Origin of the sequence: Rhizobium oryzihabitans (assembly GCF_010669145.1) — a bacterium.
Lineage (GTDB): Bacteria > Pseudomonadota > Alphaproteobacteria > Rhizobiales > Rhizobiaceae > Agrobacterium > Agrobacterium oryzihabitans.
The window spans coordinates 2,107,559-2,126,044 of record NZ_CP048632.1 but is presented as its reverse complement, the minus strand read 5'-3'; the positions used below and the strand labels follow the sequence as shown (position 1 = coordinate 2,126,044).

The window sequence follows — 18,486 nt, the reverse complement described above, 5'->3', positions numbered from 1 at the left end:
CCTTGCCAACCTAGGTGTTCGCCCATCGATATTTGTTTGACGACCAGAGCTTCGGTACCTTTTTGAGGTGCGCACGACGATCTTTCCTTCAAATTCGACCCAAGACCGCACTGCGCGCAGTGCAAATACAATTGCCAACGGAAGGAAATCGTTATGGCGACTGGTACAGTAAAGTGGTTCAACGCAACCAAGGGCTACGGCTTCATTCAGCCTGACGACGGTTCGCAGGACGTATTCGTGCACATCTCTGCAGTTGAGCGCGCCGGTCTGACCGCCCTCAACGACGGTCAGAAGCTCTCCTACGAGCTGATGCAGGATCGCCGCTCGGGCAAGATGTCCGCAGGCAACCTCGTCGCTGCCTGATTAAGCGATCTGGCCTACGGGTCATTGATACCAAATGAAAAGGCCGGATTTTTTCCGGCCTTTTCATTTGGCGCGACGTCCATCGACCGGCCGGTCTTGAAAAACGCGGATCGCATACCAATATAGGGTTCAACGGTGCTCCGGACAGGAACCGTCAGGCTGGCATGTTTAAAAGTGCCGCTGTTGTTGCGTTAACCAAAGATTAACCGAAGCAGCCGATCCTGATGGTGAAAGCAGCGTCGATATCATCGACGCGCTCAGGAACATCAGACCGTTTGAACGCTTTGACCACGGATGTACTGGCACTGACGAAAAAACGGATGGAAAGGTCGGGCTTGCCCGGCCTTTTTGTTTTTGGCGATCAAAAACCGAAAAGAAGAGAGGCGTCGGGCAACCGGCGCCTCCTTTCTTTTGACTACTTCGTTGCGAGCGCGTCGAGAATACGAACCCACGAGCGGATGCCCTTGTGGAAGGACTGCAGGTCGTATTTTTCATTCGGCGAATGAATGCGGTCATCGGTCAAGCCGAAGCCGACGAGCAGCGAATCCATGCCCAGCATCTTCTGGAAATCGCCGACGATCGGGATCGAGCCACCCATGCCGATCACAACGGCGGGCTTGGGCCACTCTTCCGAAAGCGCATTCTTGGCCTTCGTCAGGACAGGTGAATCATAGGAAAGCTGGATGGCCGGCGATGCGCCGTGCTCATGAAATTCCACCGAGCAATCCGCCGGGATTTTCGAGCGGACATAGGCCCGGAAGCTCTCGCGGATGGCTGCCGGGTTCTGTTCTCCAACAAGGCGGAAGGAAACCTTGGCAGACGCCTTGGCGGCAATCACAGTCTTGAAGCCGTCGCCGGTATAGCCGCCGATAATGCCGTTGACTTCGGCGGTCGGCCGCGCCCAGGTCTGCTCCAGCACGGAGCGGCCCTTTTCGCCCGAAGGAACAGAAAGCCCGACCTCACCGAGGAAGGCCTCCGCACTGCGGCCCAGCGTTTCCCAGGAAGCCTTGATATTGGCGGGCGTTTCCTCGACGCCGTCGTAAAAGCCGGCAAGTGTCACGCGGCCGGTCTCGTCATGCAGACCGGCGAGAATATCGGTCAGGATGTGAATGGGATTTGCGGCAGCACCACCGAAAAGCCCGGAATGCAGATCGCGGTCGGCTGCGGTGATGACGATCTCCTCGCCGACCAGGCCACGGAGGGCAGCAGCGATGGCGGGCGTATCGCGGTCCCACATGCCCGTGTCGCATACCAGCGCATAATCGGCCTTCAGCTCATCGGCATTGGCTTCGAGGAACGGCTTCAGCGACGGCGAGCCGGATTCTTCTTCGCCTTCGAAAAGAATGGTAACGCGCACCGGCAGGCCGCCATTGACCGCCTTGTAGGCCCGGCAGGCTTCCACGAAGGTCATCAGCTGGCCCTTGTCATCAGCCGTTCCACGCCCGGTGATCACCTGCCTGCCTGCGCCGATATCTTTTACCGCAGGCTCAAACGGATCGTTTTCCCAAAGATTGAGCGGATCGACCGGCTGCACATCGTAGTGGCCATAAAAAAGCACATGCGGTGCGTCTTTCGTGGCTGCATCGTGATGCGCCACCACCATCGGATGGCCGGCCGTGTCGCGAACGGAGGCTTCAAAGCCCAGTGAGGAAAGTGTCCTGACCAGCCATTCCGCCGCCTTGCGGCACTCCGCCTTGTAGGCGGGGTCCGTGGAAATAGAGGGGATGCGAACAAGTTCGAACAGCCGCTCGAGGCTGGAGGTAAGGTTGTCGTCGGCCGTGGAAAGAATGGGGGAAACGTCTGTCATCGCTGATCCTGTCATGTCTGTCGTGACCCGGCGATGGGACGAAATATCCGGGCATCGCGCATCGCGTGGGAACAAGGGGCTGACGTGTCGTTGAATCGGCAACCGCGCAGCCGCGCGAACGATAGAGCAGTTCAGGAAAACTGCGAAGCGGTTTTCCACCCGAAACCGCGCAGAAACAAAAACTTGAGACGCTTTCGGCAATGAAGGGCGCCATAGCGAAGACAGAGCGGTTTAGAAAGGCAAAAGCTATTTGGCCTTTTTTGCGCTCTCGATTGCCCGGCGCATATATTCCAGCAGCAGCTGCCTTTCGAAACGCCGGAAATCCTTGAGCAGCGTGTCCTCGGTGGCCTCGGAAGCGGCAATCGCATTCGCCTCCAGATCCCGGCCGCGTTGCGTCAATTCGATGATCTGCGCGCGGCGGTCGCTTGGATGGGATTTGCGCAGGATCAGCCCGTCACGCTCCATGCGCGCAAGCGTGTTGGCAAGGGTTGCCTGTTCGATGTCAATTCTATCGAGCAATTGCCGCTGCGTCAGGCCTTCCTCATGCCAAAGCTCGATGAGAATCGGGAATTGCCCGGGAGAGAAACCCAGCGCGGCGGCTCGCTTCTGGAGCGCCATGGTGAATTCCCTTGCCATTCTCGCAGCGAGATAGATCGCCGATTCGTCCCGGGAAAACCCCATTCGTCCGTCCGTAAACTTCGTAGCCGGCGCATTCCGCGCGATTTCGATAGTGCGATATATATCGCATGATATGTTTAAGCCAGCCCGGAAAATGGCACAAAATAAAACCGCCATGGCCGGGAGGGGTCGGCCATGGCGGTCGTATTGGAGGACAAAGGCCCGGAGAGGGGGAAAGGCCTTTGTCCGGTCTGATGCGGCGGGGGACGAGCCTACAATCAGACTACGGCGTGATCAGGCGCCGTCCTCTATGAAATGTGTCTGCAAATGCGGCTTTTCAAGGGAAAATCCATTACAAATCGGTAACGTTCAGGTGAATTTAACGGGCCTTTCCAGACGCTTCGCTTCAAGCGCTTTGCGGTGCGTTGTGCGAAGTTTCTATGGACGTCAAAACAGCCCCGCGCTATCCATATCGCCATGAAAAAAGGCGATCATCTCTTCCTCGTTGACGGTTCCGGTTTCATTTTCCGGGCGTTCCATGCCATTCCGCCGCTGAACCGCAAGTCGGACGGGCTGCCGGTCAACGCCGTTTCCGGCTTCTGCAACATGTTGTGGAAGCTGTTGAGGGATGCGCGCAATACCGATGTCGGCGTCACGCCCACGCATTTCGCCGTGATTTTTGACTATTCGTCGAAAACCTTCCGCAATGAGCTTTACGATCTCTACAAGGCCAACCGCACCGCGCCGCCGGAAGATCTGGTTCCGCAATTCGGCCTGATCCGTGAGGCAACACGCGCCTTCAATCTTCCCTGTATCGAGACGGAAGGCTTCGAGGCGGACGATATCATCGCCACCTACGCCCGACAGGCGGAGGCGATCGGCGCCGACGTCACCATCATTTCTTCCGACAAGGATCTGATGCAGCTCGTCACGGCCAATGTGCATATGTACGACGCCATGAAGGACAAGCAGATCGGCGTTCCCGATGTCGTCGAGAAGTGGGGCGTCGGCCCCGAAAAGATGATCGACCTGCAGGCGATGACCGGCGATTCCACCGACAATGTTCCGGGCATTCCCGGCATCGGCCCGAAGACGGCCGCGCAATTGCTGGAGGAATACGGCGATCTCGATACTCTTCTGGCGCGCGCAGATGAAATCAAGCAGCAGAAGCGCCGGGAAAATATCATCGCCAATGCGGAGCTTGCCCGCCTTTCCAGGCAGCTCGTGGCGCTCAGAACCGATGTACCTTTGGACCAGTCCCTTGAGGCGCTGGTGCTCGAACCGCAGAACGGCCCGAAACTCATCGCCTTCCTGAAGGCGATGGAGTTTACGACGCTGACGCGCCGGGTTGCAGAAGCGACCGAAACCGACGCTTCTGCCATCGACCCCGCCAATGTGCCGGTGCAATGGGGGCTGATGCGCATGGTCCCGATCTCGATGCGCCGGCCGCCGCCGTGACGTCTGGTGAAACGGCCGCTGATGCGAGTTCACAGGCTTCACCGGCAGCGCCTGCAAGGCAGGCGACAGGGGAGGGCAGCGCGCCTGCCGATCTCGCCACGGCACGGCAGACGGTTTTCGCCGCCGCCAAGATCGACACGGCCGCCTATGTGACGATCAGGGATATGGCGGAGCTGGACCGTTGGGTTGCGGCGGCCCGCGAAACGGGCGTCGTCGCCTTCGATACGGAAACGACCTCGCTCGACCCCATGCAGGCCGAGCTCGTCGGTTTTTCGCTGGCGATTGCCGATAATGGCAAGGATGCCTCGGGCACCGATATCCGCGCCGCCTATGTTCCCTTGACGCACAAGACCGGCTCGGGTGGCGATCTTTTCAGCGATGGCATCAAGCTCGCCGAAGGGCAGGTGCCGTTTAGTGAGGCGCTGGAGCGTCTGAAGAGCCTTCTTGAGGACCCGGCCGTTCTGAAAATCGCCCAGAACCTCAAATATGATTACCTGCTGATGAAACGCCACGGCGTCGTCATGCAGAGTTTCGACGATACCATGCTGATTTCCTATGTTCTGGAGGCCGGCAAGGCCACGCATGGCATGGATTCGCTGTCCGAACGCTGGCTCGGTCACAAGCCGATCGCCTATAAGGACGTGACGGGATCGGGCAGGTCGAGCGTCACCTTCGATTTCGTCGATATCGACAAGGCGACGGCTTACGCGGCGGAAGATGCGGATGTCACTTTGCGCCTCTGGATGGTGCTGAAGCCCCGGCTTGCCGCCGAGCGCCTGACCAAGGTCTATGAGCGGCTGGAACGCCCCCTCGTGCCGGTTCTGGCGCATATGGAGGAGCGCGGCATCACCGTGGACCGGCAGATCCTGTCGCGTCTCTCCGGCGAGCTGGCCCAGAAGGCGGCTGCCTTCGAAGAGGAAGTTTATCAGCTGGCGGGCGAGCGTTTCAATATCGGATCGCCAAAGCAGCTCGGCGATATCCTGTTTGGCCGGATGGGCCTGCCGGGCGGCTCGAAAACAAAGACCGGTCAATGGTCGACATCGGCGCAGGTGCTGGAAGATCTGGCGGCGGAAGGTGCCGAACTGCCGCGCAAGATCGTCGACTGGCGGCAGCTGACCAAGCTGAAATCGACCTATACGGATGCGCTGCCCGGCTATATTCACCCGGAGACGAAGCGGGTGCATACGTCCTACGCGCTTGCCTCCACCACGACGGGGCGCCTGTCATCTTCGGAGCCGAACCTCCAGAACATCCCGGTGCGCACCGCCGAAGGCCGCAAGATCCGCACGGCCTTCATCTCCACGCCCGGCCACAAGCTGCTGTCGGCCGATTACAGCCAGATCGAATTGCGCGTGCTTGCCCATGTCGCGGATATTCCCCAACTTCGCAACGCTTTTGAAAATGGCATCGACATTCATGCGATGACCGCATCGGAAATGTTCGGTGTGCCGGTGGAAGGCATGCCGTCGGAGGTGCGCCGCCGCGCCAAGGCCATCAACTTCGGCATCATCTATGGCATTTCCGCTTTCGGGCTGGCCAACCAGCTCAGCATTGCCCGCTCTGAAGCGGGGGAATATATCAAGAAATATTTCGAGCGCTTTCCCGGCATTCGCGACTACATGGAAGCGACCAAGGCTTTCGCCCGCGAGAACGGTTATGTCGAAACGATTTTCGGCCGCCGCGCCCATTATCCGGATATCCGCTCGTCCAACCCTTCCGTGAAGGCCTTCAACGAACGCGCGGCCATCAATGCGCCGATCCAGGGCTCCGCTGCCGATATCATCCGCCGCGCGATGGTCCGTATCGAGGCGGCGCTGGAGGCGGAGAAGCTTTCCGCCCGCATGCTGCTGCAGGTGCACGACGAACTCATCTTCGAGGTCGAGGAAGCGGAAATCGAAAAGACCCTGCCCGTTGTCGTCTCCGTGATGGAAAATGCGGCCATGCCGGCGATTTCCATGAGGGTGCCGTTGCAGGTGGATGCGCGCGCCGCCGACAACTGGGATGAGGCACACTGACAAGGCCGTGCGACCCCGTGAAATCGACCGGTCGATGTCATTGATCTGTTGCGTATCGGGATTAGGGGAAACCTCTCAAAAGGAGTTTCCCCATGCACGCCCCGCTCGTCTCGAAAGACCTTGAATATATTTCCGCTGCCAACCACGATCACCCGCCGCGCCATCTCGGCAGCCGTTTTAACGCCGAGCGCGAATTCCTGCCCGAGCCGGGTAACACGGTCGTCTGCCACCTCGTTGAAGGCTCGCAGACCGAGAGCGCGATCATCAGGACACGCCAGCGCTTTCTGGACATGCCCGAGGCATCGCTGCTCGCCTTCACGCCGGTTTCCAGCCTGCACATGACGGTGTTTCAGGGCATCATCGAGTTCCGGCGCATGGCGCCCTATTGGCCCGAGGAAATGCCGCTCGATACGCCGATCGACACGATGACGGAATATTATCGTGACCGTCTTTCGGCCTTTCCGGTTCTGCCGGGCTTCAACATGCAGGTGACGGGTCTTACACCGACGGGACTGGTGATGAAGGGGGCGACCGCTGAGGACGACCGGATCGTCGCTCTGTGGCGCGATGCATTTGCCGAGGCCTTCGGTTATCGCCATCCCGATCATGAAAGCTATGAGTTTCATATCACGCTGTCCTACATCACGCGCTGGTTTGATCCCGAGAGCCTGCCGCGGTGGCAGACAATGCTGGACGAGGAGCTGGAAAAACTGCGCGCAGCAGCGCCGATCATCGAGATGCGCCCGCCTGCTTTCTGTGAATTCATGGATATGAACCACTTCAAGGAACTCATCGTTTTTGATAGAAGTGAGACCTGATTTGCGTGCACCGCCAGCCTGCTCGTCGTCCCTGTTCCGCTGAATCGGAAAAAATGCGCGTCAGGGCTGGTCAAAGCCCGTTTGGGCATGTATAAGCGCGCCAAATTTCCGATATCGAGACACCCGACATTCGGCCTTTGGTTCTGGCCGGTTCCGTTGTTTCGCCGCTAAAGTGGAGTAACAAAAATGGCTGTACCAAAAAGAAAAACAAGCCCGTCCAAGCGTGGCATGCGCCGCTCGGCTGACGGTCTCAAGTCTGCAACCTATGTTGAAGACAAGAACTCCGGCGAACTGCGCCGTCCGCACCATATCGATTTGAAGACCGGTATGTATCGCGGCCGTCAGGTTCTGACGCCGAAGGAAAGCGCATAAGCGTTTCCGACATTGTATGTGCAAAAAACCGGCCCTCGTGGCCGGTTTTTTGTTTTCAGGACCGTTTGGCTGTCTTTTCCACTCACTTGGAAAATTCAGCCACTCCTCCTACACTCTGCTCGGGAGAGCAGTTTGGCGCGCGTTAGGGGGAGTTTCGGTGAAATATCGCTGGATTTTGTTGATGCTTCTCAGCCTCGGTCTCGGCTACGGCGCCGTGACGAAGGGTGGCGGCATCATCGCGGAAAGCTATTTCGGCGAAGTATCCGATCAGGGCCGCACCACCCTCAGGCTGGCCGTCTCTGCCCTCGGCGGGCTTTTGAGCCGTTACGAACCGCTGCCGGCTCTGATAGCCGATCACGACGACATAGAGGAGCTTGTCGCGCATCCGAAGGATGAGGCGCTGCGCCAGCGCGCCAATGTCTATCTCAAATCCATCAACACCCTCTTGGAATCCTCCGATATTTACATCATCACGCTGGACGGAGAGACGATCGCCGCCAGCAATTACGATGGACCGACGAGCTTCGTCGGCGAGAATTTCAGCTACCGACCCTATTTTCAGGATGCCGCAAAGGGCTTCAAGTCACGTTTCTTCGCGCTTGGCACGACCTCTCACAAACGTGGCTATTATTTCTCCGCCCCCATCCTTTTCAACGAGGAGATCAAGGGCGTCATCGTCTTCAAGGTCGATATTGAAGGCATAGAGGCATCCTTCGGTGATGGCGAGAACCGCATCCTCGTCTCCGATCCGGAAGGTATCATCTTCATGACGGGAACGCCGCAATGGCTTTATTCCGGCCTGATGCCGCTGACACCCGAAAGGCTTGCGCGCACGGAGGCATCCCGCCGTTACGCGAACGCCACCCTGAAGGAACTGCCGCTGAAAAACGGCAGTTTCGGCTCCCATCAATTGATGACGATCACCCAGGATGACGGTGAGAGGGAATATCTCGTCCTGTCGCAGCCGATGCCGGATGCGGGCTGGACCGTCAGCGTGCTGATGGATACGGGCTCGCTCAGAACACAGGTCAAGACGGCGATGATTGCGATCATCCTGTGCCTGTGTCTTGCCGCCGCCTTGATCGCGGCCATGCTGCAAAGACGGCGGCGTCTGCGTGAGCGACTGACCCACCAGGCGGAGGCGCAGGCGGAACTGGAACGTCGGGTGGAGGAGCGCACCGCCGATCTCGCGCGGGTGAATCAGGAGATCGAGCACGAAATCGCCGAGCGCCGTCAGACGGAGAAACAATTGCGCAGAATGCAGAACGATCTGGTGCAGGCGGGCAAGCTTGCGGCACTTGGCCAGATGTCGGCGGCGCTGTCACATGAATTCAACCAGCCGCTTGCCGCCGCCAAGAACTATGCCGAAAACGCCTCGCTTCTGGTGGAGCGGGGGCGGCTGGAAGAGGTGACGGAGAACCTCAGGCGTATTTCAGGCCTCATCGACCGCATGGCGTCCATCAGCAAGCACCTCAGGAATTTCGCCCGCAAGCCCAACGAAAAAATGGCTGCGGTCAGTCTGGATACCGTGCTTCGTGACACGCTCGAAATCGTCGGCGCGCGGCTGAAGGCCGCCGATGCGGTGCTGGATGTTGATCTCGGTCCGGTACCGCTTGCGGTGAAAGCCGGGCCGGTGCGGCTGCAGCAGGTGCTGGTCAACATCATCTCCAATGCCGCCGATGCGGTGGAAGGGCGCGAAGACCGCAGCATTGCTCTAAAGGCTGTGCTGAACGGTCAGACGGTGTCGATTTTCATCCGCGACCGTGGCCCCGGTGTACCTCCGGCAATTTCGGAGCGCATCTTCGATCCCTTCTTCACCACAAAAGGCGTGGGGCGTGGCCTCGGTCTCGGCCTTTCCATCACCTATAACATCATCAAGGACTTTGGCGGCCAGCTGCGTGTCAGAAACCATGAAGACGGCGGGGCGGAATTCGAGATCGAATTGCCGGCAGCCGCCTATCGTATGGAGGCGGCGGCGGAATGACCATGTCGCGGGTTCTGTTGATCGATGACGAGGAGGAGCTGCGCTTTTCCACCGCGCAGGCGCTGGAGCTTTCCGGTTTTGCGGTGACCATGCTGGCGAGTGCCGAACATGCGCTCGAACTCATCGGCTACAGCTTCGATGGCGTCGTGGTCAGCGATATCAGGATGCCCGGCATGGATGGCATGACGCTGCTGCAGAAGGTGCGGGAGCTCGATCCGGAAATACCTGTCATCCTGATGACGGGTCATGGCGATGTGCAGCTGGCTGTCAACGCCATGCGCAACGGCGCCTATGACTTCATCGAAAAGCCCTTCACTCCGCAATATCTCGCCGGCATCATCAAAAGGGCCAATGACCGGCGGGCGCTGGTGCTGGAAAACCGCCGCCTGAAGGCGGTGGCGGGCAAGCATGACGATCTAGAGACGCGCCTGCCCGGCCGAACCCAGATCATGGTCGATCTGCGTTACCGCATCCGCGCCATCGGTGCGACGGATGCCGATACCCTCATCGTCGGCGATACCGGTGCCGGCAAGGAGGTGGTGGCACGGGCGCTTCACGATATCAGCGCCAGAGCCAACCGGCCCTTCGTGGCGATCAATTGTGCGGCCCTGCCGCAAACGCTGATCGAAAGCGAGCTGTTCGGACATGAGGCAGGCGCTTTTCCGGGTGCGCTGCGCCCACGCTACGGCAAGTTCGAGCATGCCCGTGGCGGCACCATCCTGCTGGACGAGATCGGCTCCATGCCCTTCGAACTGCAGGGCCGGTTCCTGCGTGTGTTGCAGGAAAGGGTTATTACCCGTCTTGGCTCCAATGAAACCGTCGAACTCGATGTCCGCTTCATCGCCACCAGCAAGGTGGATCTGGAGCAGGAGGTCGCAGCCGGCCGTTTCCGTGCAGACCTTCTCTATCGCCTGAACGTGGCGACGCTTCTCGTGCCGTCCCTGTCACAACGCAGCGCCGACATACCGCTGCTCTTCCTGCATCTGGTGCGGGAGGCCGCCGCCCGCTACGGGCGGGAAGACATGGAGGTTCCGCAACATCTGCTTTCGGTGATTTCCCTGCGTGAGTGGCCGGGCAATGTGCGGGAATTGCGCAATGCCGCGGACCGCTTCGTGCTCGGTCTGGAAAGCGATGTTTCCGAAACGTCACTGCCGTTTTCGGACGATGGCAGGGCAGCACTTGCCGCAAAGGTCGCCGCGTATGAAAAGAGCCTGATTGCGCGCGCGATCGCCGTCCATGGCGGCAATCTGAAATCCGTCTATGAAAGCCTCGGTATCTCGCGCAAAACGCTCTACGAAAAAATGCAGAAATACGAACTGCACCGGCATATGACCGAGGTGTAATGGGTGGAAATCCACCCATGGATGAGGCTTCATGGGTGGAAATCCACCCATTGCCATCAGTGATAGCGATAAAACAGGGCCTCAGTGCAAGACCGCCATTGCTGAACGCTGATCCCGGATCGCAAATAGCTCACCCCGGCCGCCATAGAGGAGTATGCGCGGCTGAAGTGGCGAACATTTTCATCCGGGAGGAATCGATGAAAATACTGAAGACAGTTACCGGCCTTGCTGCCGCCGCTGCCGTTTCCCTTTTTGCGCTTTCCGCATCCGCTCAGAACTATCCCGAGCGCAACATCACCATGGTCGTGCCCTTTGCCGCCGGTGGCCCGACGGATACGGTTGCGCGTCTTGTCGCTGAATCCATGTCGAAGGATCTCGGCCAGCAGATCATCGTTGAAAATGTCGGCGGCGCTGGCGGCACGCTGGGCGCCGGCCGCGTGGCGGCGGCGGATCCGGACGGCTACACCGTTCTCCTGCACCATATCGGCATGGCGACGAGCGCCACGCTCTATCGCAAGCTCGCTTACGATACGCTGAACGCATTCGAATATGTCGGTCTCGTCACGGAAGTGCCGATGACCATCCTGTCGCGCAAGAACCTCGAGACCAAGGATCTCAAGGGTCTGATTGAATATGCCAAGGCAAACAAGGACAAGGTCACCGTCGCCAATGCCGGCATCGGCGCCGCCTCGCACCTTTGCGGCATGCTGTTCATGAGCGCGATCGAGACACCGCTCGTCACCGTTCCCTATAAGGGCACCGGTCCGGCCATGACGGATCTGCTCGGTGGCCAGGTCGATATCATGTGCGACCAGACCACCAACACGACCAAGCAGATCCAGGGCGGAACCGTGAAAGCTTATGCCGTCACTTCGGCCAAGCGGCTCGATGTGTTGCCGAACGTACCCACGGTCGCCGAAGAGGGCCTGCCAAAGCTCGAGGTGGGTATCTGGCACGGTATCTACACGCCGAAGGGCACGCCTGCCGAAATCAATGAAAAGCTCTCCAAGTCGCTGCAGATCGCGCTGAAGGACAAGAACGTCGCGGCCCGCTTTGCCGAACTTGGCACCACGCCTTCCTCTGAAAGCGATGCGACGCCCGCCGCTCTGAAAGCCAAGCTTGAAAGCGAAATCGCGCGCTGGAAGCCGGTTATCGAGTCCGCTGGCCAATATGCCGACTGATGGTCAAGGAATGGCCGGCGGCACTCTGCCGCCGGCTTTTTGCCATCGATTTAAAGCGCGGATCGGTGTGTCACCGGCCGCAGTGGAGGGGCATCTTTCATGAAGTCGTTTTTCATTGACCCTGCCGAAGCAGCCTGCGGGGCAATTTTCATCGGTCTCGGCGTTTTTTTCGCCCTGCAGTCTTACGGGCTGGAGATCGGGACCGCCTTTCGCATGGGGCCGGGTTATTTTCCGCTTGTTCTGGCAATCGTGCTGATCCTGCTTGGCGGCGTCATCTTCCTGCGATCCACGCGCGTTCAGGGCGACGCCATCGGTGGCATCGCCTGGCGGGGGATCTTTTTCATCCTGCCCGCGCCGATCTTTTTCGGCTTCACGGTTCGCGGGCTCGGTTTCGTTCCGGCGCTGTTTTTCAGCGCGCTTATCGCGGCCTTTGCCTCGCACAAGATGAGCCCGGTCATGGCGGTCCTGCTCTCCGCAGCCATCACTGTCTTTTCAGTGGCGGTTTTCGAATATGGTCTCGGTCTACCGTTCCAGCAGTTCGGTCCCTGGCTTAAATTTTGAGGTCTTGCGATGGATTTGTTCAATAATCTCGCACTCGGTTTTGCCACGGCATCGTCCCTGGAAAACCTGTTCTTCTGCCTGATCGGCGTGCTGCTCGGGACATTGATTGGCGTGCTGCCGGGCATCGGCGCAACGGCGACCATCGCCATGCTCTTGCCGATTACCTTTCAGCTTGAGCCCGTCTCGTCGCTCATCATGCTCGCCGGCATTTATTACGGCGCGCAATATGGCGGCTCCACCACGGCGATCCTGATCAACATGCCGGGTGAATCCTCTTCTGCCGTCACCGCTATCGACGGTTACCAGATGGCCCGCAAGGGCAAGGCAGGAGCAGCACTTGCGATTGCGGCCATCGGCTCGTTTTTCGCCGGTACGGTTTCCACCTTCCTCGTGGCGATCTTTGCGCCGCCTTTGACGGCGATTGCGCTTGAATTCGGCGCGGCGGAATATTTCTCGCTGATGGTCGTCGGCCTCGTCTCCTCCATCGCGCTTGCCCACGGCTCCATCGTCAAGGCGCTTGCCATGGTGGTGCTCGGCCTGCTGCTCGGCCTGGTCGGCACGGATATCTATAGCGGCACACCCCGCTTCACCCTCGGTATCCGTGAATATGCCGATGGCCTGAACTTCGTGGCGGTGGCCGTCGGCGTATTCGGCATCGCCGAAATCCTGCGTAACCTCGAAAATGAGCGCACGCGCTCGGTGCTGATCGCCAAGGTCAGCGGCCTGATGCCGACGAAAGAGGATTTCAAGGCGATGATCGGGCCGGTACTGCGCGGCACGGCCATTGGTTCGGCGCTGGGCATCCTGCCGGGCGGCGGGGCAATTCTTGCTGCCTTCGCATCCTACACCGTGGAAAAACGCGTCTCCAAGAACCCGGAAGAATTCGGGCACGGCGCGGTTGCCGGTGTTGCCGGTCCGGAATCCGCCAACAATGCGGGTGCACAGACCTCCTTCATCCCGCTTCTGACGCTCGGCATTCCGGCCAACCCGGTCATGGCGCTGATGATCGGTGCGATGATCATTCAGGGCATCGTGCCGGGTCCGAACGTTGCAACCGAGCAGCCGGCGCTGTTCTGGGGCATCATCGCCTCCATGTGGATCGGCAATCTGATGCTCGTCATCCTCAACCTGCCGCTCATCGGTCTGTGGGTGAAGCTGCTGACGGTGCCCTATTACGTGCTTTTCCCCATCATCATGGCCTTCTGTGCCATAGGGGTCTACAGCGTCAATTCCAACGTCTATGATCTCTATGCCGTCGCCTTCTTCGGCTTCATCGGATACGTGCTGGTCAAATTGCGCTGCGAGCCGGCGCCTCTGTTGCTGGGCTTTGTTCTCGGTCCGCTGCTGGAGGAAAACCTGCGGCGCGCCATGATCCTGTCGCGTGGCGATCCAATGACTTTCGTCACCCGACCGATCAGCGCCACGCTGCTCTTCATTGCTCTGGCCGTACTGATCGTCGTCTTCCTGCCAAGCGTGAAGAAGAAACGCGAAGAGGTCTTCGTCGAAGAGGACTGAGAAAAATCAAGAAAAATTCAGACGCCGGTGATGGAAACGTCGCCGGCGTTTTTCGTTGAATGGATCATCGTGACGAATCCGCTTCACGAAAGCGGCGTATGGTTGACTTGGGAGCTTTTAGGGCCAAGGAAGGGCGGGAAAGAGAGGTCGATATGACGTCGGAAACCGAAAAACGGATCATCGCGCTTGAGGAAACGATCGCGCATCAGGCGAAGGCCATTGAGGAACTGTCCGATCAGCTGGCGGAACAGTGGAAGGTGGTGGAACAGACCCGCGCCAAGCTCGACCGCCTGACGGAAAGGTTCTTGAGCCTTGAGGAGCAATCGCTGGAAGCGCCATCCATCACCAGGCCGCCGCATTACTGACAGGGAAGACCCGATGAAAAAAGACACAGATGCACTTTCCACCGAAATCGTGGATTTCTGGAAGAAGGCCGGACCGGACAAATGGTTCGACAAGGACGCTGCCTTCGATAGCCACTTCCATGACCGCTTCCGCGATGCCCATTTCGCTGCCGCAAGGCGCGAACTGGATGACTGGCTGGAGAGCGCGGAAAGCAGCCTCGCGCTGATGCTTCTGCTGGATCAGTTCCCGCGCAACTGCTTTCGCGACACAGCGCATATGTATGCGACCGATCCGCTGGCACGGCTCTTCGCCGATGAGGCGATCCGCCGTGGCCATGATCAGGCGGTGGGTGAGGATTTGCGCGTTTTCTTCTATCTACCCTTTTCGCATGCGGAAGACCTCAGGGATCAAGAGCGTGCCTGCACCCTCAACCAGCCGCTTGGCGGGCTTTATCTCCACCATGCCGAAGAGCACCGCGATATCGTCAAGCGCTTCGGCCGTTTTCCCCATCGCAACGACATATTGCTGCGGGAAACGACGCCGGAGGAACGGCAATATCTTGAAGAGGGCGGTTTTTCCGGCTGATCTCCAAACAAAAAAACGCCGCCTGTCCAGAAAGACGGCGGCGTTTTCACAATGCGTAATGGCGGCGATCAGCCGTCGAAGAATTCCTTCATCCGGGCAAAGAAGCCGGTCGATTCCGGATTGTTCTCCTTGGAGGAGAGCTGCTCGAACTCCTGCAACAGCTCACGTTGACGCTTGCTGAGCTTCTGCGGCGTTTCGATCTGAATCTGGATATAAAGGTCGCCCGTCTGCGCCGAACGCAGCACCGGCATGCCCTTGCCCTTCAGGCGGAACTGCTTGCCCGGCTGGGTACCTTCCGGAACCGTGACGCGCGACTTCGTGCCGTCGAGCGTGGTCACATCGAAGGTGCCGCCGAGTGCCGCCGTCGTCATGGAGATCGGCACGGTGCAATAAAGATCAGCACCGTCACGCTGGAAGAACTCATGCGGACGCACGGACAGGAAGATGTAAAGATCGCCCGCCGGACCACCACGCATGCCGGCTTCGCCTTCGCCCTGCAGGCGAATGCGGGTGCCGTCCTCGATGCCCGAGGGAATGTTGACGGAGAGCGAACGCTCTTCCGTCACACGACCCTGACCGTGGCACTTGCCGCAGGGATCGGAAATCGTCTGGCCGCGACCATGGCAGGTCGGGCAGGTGCGCTCCACCGAGAAGAAACCCTGCGCGGCGCGCACGCGGCCGGAACCCTGACAGGTGGCGCAGGTCTTGGGTTGCGTGCCGGGTTTTGCGCCCGAGCCGGAACAGACGTCGCAGGTGATCGAGGTCGGAACCCTGATCTGCGCTGTCTTGCCGGTGAAGGCCTCTTCCAGCGTGATTTCCATGTTGTAGCGAAGGTCGGCACCGCGTTCACGCCCGCCCGAAGAGCGGCGTGCGCGTCCGCCGCCCATCATCTCGCCGAAGATGTCCTCGAAGATATCGGAGAAGCCGCCATTAGCGAAACCGCCGCCGCCAAAGCCACCACCGCCGCCGCCCATGCCGCCGTTTTCAAACGCGGCGTGGCCGAAACGGTCATAGGCCGCGCGCTTCTGCGGGTCCTTCAGCGTTTCATAGGCTTCGTTGATTTCTTTGAATTTCCGTTCGGAATCGGCATCATCAGGGTTTTTGTCCGGATGGTATTTCATCGCGAGTTTGCGGAAGGCGCTTTTCAGCTCTTTTTCGTCCGCGGTCTTGCTGACGCCAAGTGTTTCGTAAAAGTCTGCTTTCGCCATTAAGATAACAAGCCCCGCAAATGGATTTCCGGCTGCACGTCGGCAGCCGGATGTCTTGCATATATAAAGAAGAGACCGGAAGTCACGCGATTACGCGGACTTCTTGTCGTCCTTGATTTCCTCATAGTCGGCGTCAACGACGTCGTCCTTGCCGCCTTCTGCGGAAGCGTCGCCGGCCTCGGCCTGCTGCGCTTCGTAGATGGCCTGACCGAGCTTCATGGAAACTTCCATGAGGGTCTGGGTCTTCGCCTGAATGTCGTCTGCATCCGGTTCGGAAGCTTCAACGGCGGTCTTCAGGCTGGCAATGGCGTCTTCGATGGCCTTGCGGTCCGTCTCGGAAACCTTGTCGCCATATTCCTTCACCGACTTCTCGGTGGAGTGAATGAGGCTTTCGGCCTGGTTCTTCGCCTCGACACCGGCGCGACGCTTCTTGTCGGCCTCGGCATTGGCTTCGGCGTCCTTGACCATCTTTTCGATGTCGGCATCTGAAAGACCACCGGAGGCCTGGATGCGGATCTGCTGCTCCTTGCCGGTGCCCTTGTCCTTGGCCGAAACCTGCACGATGCCGTTGGCATCGATATCGAAGGTGACTTCGATCTGCGGAACACCGCGCGGCGACGGCGGCAGGCCGACGAGGTCGAACTGGCCGAGCAGCTTGTTGTCCTGCGCCATTTCGCGCTCGCCCTGCGAAACGCGGATGGTCACGGCCGACTGGTTGTCTTCGGCGGTCGAGAAGGTCTGGCTCTTCTTGGTCGGGATCGTCGTGTTGCGATCGATCAGACGGGTGAAGACGCCACCCAGTGTTTCGATGCCGAGCGACAGCGGGGTCACGTCGAGCAGCAGAACGTCCTTGACGTCGCCCTGCAGAACGCCAGCCTGAATGGCGGCGCCCATGGCAACCACTTCGTCAGGGTTCACGCCCTTGTGCGGCTCCTTGCCGAACAGCTGCTTAACGACTTCCTGTACCTTCGGCATGCGGCTCATGCCACCGACGAGAACAACTTCATCGATCTCGGCAGCGGTAACGCCGGCATCCTTGAGGGCTGCCTTGCAGGGAGCGACGGTGCGCTGCACCAGATCGTCCACCAGGCTTTCGAACTTGGCGCGGGTCAGCTTCAGCGTCAGGTGCTTCGGACCGGAAGCGTCCGCCGTGATGAACGGCAGGTTGATTTCGGTCTGCTGCGAGGACGAAAGTTCGATCTTCGCCTTTTCGGCAGCTTCCTTGAGGCGCTGCAGGGCGAGCTTGTCGTTCTTCAGGTCGATGCCCTGATCCTTCTTGAACTCGCCGGCCAGATATTCGACCAGACGCATGTCGAAGTCTTCACCGCCAAGGAAGGTATCACCATTGGTGGACTTCACTTCGAAGACGCCGTCGCCGATTTCCAGAACGGAAATATCGAAGGTACCGCCGCCAAGGTCGTAAACGGCGATGGTCTTGCCGTCCTTCTTGTCTAGGCCGTAAGCGAGGGCTGCCGCGGTCGGCTCGTTGATGATGCGCAGAACATCCAGACCGGCAATGCGGCCGGCATCCTTGGTTGCCTGACGCTGGGCGTCGTTGAAGTAGGCCGGAACGGTGATGACGGCCTTCTCGACCTTTTCACCGAGATAGGATTCAGCAGTTTCCTTCATCTTCTGAAGGATCATCGCGGAAATCTGCGAAGGGGAATAATTCTTGTCCTGCGCCTTCACCCATGCGTCGCCATTGTCGCCCTTGACGATTTCAAAGGGGACGAGGGCCTTGTCCTTTTCAACGGTCGGGTCTTCGTAACGGCGGCCGATGAGGCGCTTGACCGCAAACAGGGTGTTGGTCGGGTTGGTGACCGCCTGGCGCTTGGCCGGCTGGCCGACAAGGCGTTCGCCATCGTCGGAAAATGCCACCATGGACGGCGTGGTGCGCGCGCCTTCCGCGTTTTCAATGACTTTCGTGTCCTTGCCGTCCATCACTGCGACGCAGGAATTGGTCGTGCCAAGGTCGATACCGATTACTTTTGCCATGCTCTTCTCTCCTTGAAGCGAGCTGTCGGAACCCCGTGAGGCATTCCATGGACAGCTCCTTGACTTGGATTTGCAGTATTCGCTGCAGTTATGCGGCGTATATAAGGAGCGATTTTTCCTGCTGCAAGGCGCAAGAGCGGGCGAACCGCAGCAAAAAAGCGGATGAATCCCTTTCTTTGCAGAAGCATAGCCATCAACGCTTGCGGAAGCGGCAAAACGCGACTTTGGCGGTATGCCGTGCCGTCGTTCTGTGCCGCCGGGTTGAGCGCTGGCGAATCTTGGTTCTGGCGCTGATGGAGATGGCGTGAAATGGCGGAC

General features: G+C 59.2%; 15 protein-coding genes and 1 pseudogene. 12 read left to right on the top strand and 4 right to left on the bottom strand.

Annotation, left to right across the window (positions count from 1 at the left end; translation table 11 throughout):
• The first annotated feature begins 153 nt into the window (after positions 1-153).
• Positions 154-363 (top strand): cold-shock protein, encoded by a 210-nt coding sequence (locus G3A56_RS11105; RefSeq protein WP_003492998.1) that lies wholly within the window; start codon positions 154-156, stop codon positions 361-363.
• 415 nt (positions 364-778) lie between these two features.
• Here the strand turns inward: G3A56_RS11105 and G3A56_RS11100 are convergent, their stop codons facing one another.
• Both G3A56_RS11100 and G3A56_RS11095 read right to left on the bottom strand, forming a co-directional pair.
• A complete protein-coding gene (locus tag G3A56_RS11100) occupies positions 779-2,170 on the bottom strand; it encodes a dipeptidase (RefSeq protein WP_082183401.1) in 1,392 nt (463 codons plus the stop codon).
• 246 nt (positions 2,171-2,416) lie between these two features.
• Positions 2,417-2,851 carry a MarR family winged helix-turn-helix transcriptional regulator gene (locus G3A56_RS11095; protein ID WP_003493003.1) on the bottom strand — a complete coding sequence of 145 codons (435 nt, stop codon included), beginning with the start codon at positions 2,849-2,851 and terminating at the stop codon, positions 2,417-2,419.
• Between the two features lie 414 nt (positions 2,852-3,265).
• Here G3A56_RS11095 and polA point away from each other — a divergent pair.
• The 10 genes and pseudogenes from polA (at position 3,266) to G3A56_RS11045 (ending at position 14,965) form a co-directional block, all read left to right on the top strand.
• Positions 3,266-6,261, top strand: a pseudogene (polA, locus tag G3A56_RS11090) (DNA polymerase I).
• A 92-nt stretch (positions 6,262-6,353) separates the two neighbouring features.
• Complete coding sequence (locus G3A56_RS11085; protein ID WP_082183403.1) at positions 6,354-7,079, top strand: DUF1868 domain-containing protein; 726 nt, start codon at positions 6,354-6,356, stop codon at positions 7,077-7,079.
• Positions 7,080-7,265: 186 nt separating this feature from the next.
• Positions 7,266-7,451 (top strand): 50S ribosomal protein L32, encoded by a 186-nt coding sequence (rpmF, locus tag G3A56_RS11080; RefSeq protein WP_003507205.1) that lies wholly within the window; start codon positions 7,266-7,268, stop codon positions 7,449-7,451.
• Positions 7,452-7,632: 181 nt separating this feature from the next.
• Positions 7,633-9,435, top strand: coding sequence for a sensor histidine kinase (locus G3A56_RS11075; protein WP_164056375.1), 1,803 nt, complete (start codon positions 7,633-7,635; stop codon positions 9,433-9,435).
• Positions 9,432-10,778: a sigma-54-dependent transcriptional regulator gene (locus G3A56_RS11070; RefSeq protein WP_003493012.1), complete on the top strand. Its 1,347-nt coding sequence runs from the start codon at positions 9,432-9,434 to the stop codon at positions 10,776-10,778. Before G3A56_RS11075 ends, G3A56_RS11070 begins: the two co-directional genes overlap by 4 nt.
• 197 nt (positions 10,779-10,975) lie before the next feature.
• On the top strand, positions 10,976-11,959 hold the full coding sequence (locus G3A56_RS11065; RefSeq protein WP_035241945.1) for a tripartite tricarboxylate transporter substrate-binding protein: 984 nt from the start codon (positions 10,976-10,978) through the stop codon (positions 11,957-11,959).
• 99 nt (positions 11,960-12,058) lie between these two features.
• A complete protein-coding gene (locus G3A56_RS11060; RefSeq protein WP_082183407.1) occupies positions 12,059-12,520 on the top strand; it encodes a tripartite tricarboxylate transporter TctB family protein in 462 nt (153 codons plus the stop codon).
• A gap of 9 nt (positions 12,521-12,529) precedes the next feature.
• Positions 12,530-14,035, top strand: a complete 1,506-nt coding sequence (locus tag G3A56_RS11055) for a tripartite tricarboxylate transporter permease (protein WP_003493017.1) — start codon at positions 12,530-12,532, stop codon at positions 14,033-14,035.
• 152 nt (positions 14,036-14,187) lie between these two features.
• On the top strand, positions 14,188-14,400 hold the full coding sequence (locus G3A56_RS11050) for a SlyX family protein (protein ID WP_003493020.1): 213 nt from the start codon (positions 14,188-14,190) through the stop codon (positions 14,398-14,400).
• Positions 14,401-14,413: 13 nt separating this feature from the next.
• The gene (locus G3A56_RS11045) at positions 14,414-14,965 is read left to right on the top strand and encodes a DUF924 family protein (RefSeq protein WP_082183410.1); all 552 of its coding nucleotides are present in this window, start codon (positions 14,414-14,416) and stop codon (positions 14,963-14,965) included.
• A gap of 68 nt (positions 14,966-15,033) precedes the next feature.
• Here G3A56_RS11045 and dnaJ read toward each other — a convergent pair whose 3' ends face one another.
• Both dnaJ and dnaK read right to left on the bottom strand, forming a co-directional pair.
• Complete coding sequence (gene dnaJ / locus G3A56_RS11040) at positions 15,034-16,173, bottom strand: molecular chaperone DnaJ (protein WP_003493025.1); 1,140 nt, start codon at positions 16,171-16,173, stop codon at positions 15,034-15,036.
• Between the two features lie 90 nt (positions 16,174-16,263).
• Positions 16,264-18,168, bottom strand: a complete 1,905-nt coding sequence (gene dnaK, locus G3A56_RS11035) for a molecular chaperone DnaK (protein WP_003493032.1) — start codon at positions 18,166-18,168, stop codon at positions 16,264-16,266.
• A 47-nt stretch (positions 18,169-18,215) separates the two neighbouring features.
• On the opposite strand from dnaK, the gene G3A56_RS11030 reads away from it, so the two are divergent.
• Positions 18,216-18,476, top strand: coding sequence for a hypothetical protein (locus tag G3A56_RS11030; protein WP_137067564.1), 261 nt, complete (start codon positions 18,216-18,218; stop codon positions 18,474-18,476).
• Positions 18,477-18,486: the final 10 nt, after the last annotated feature.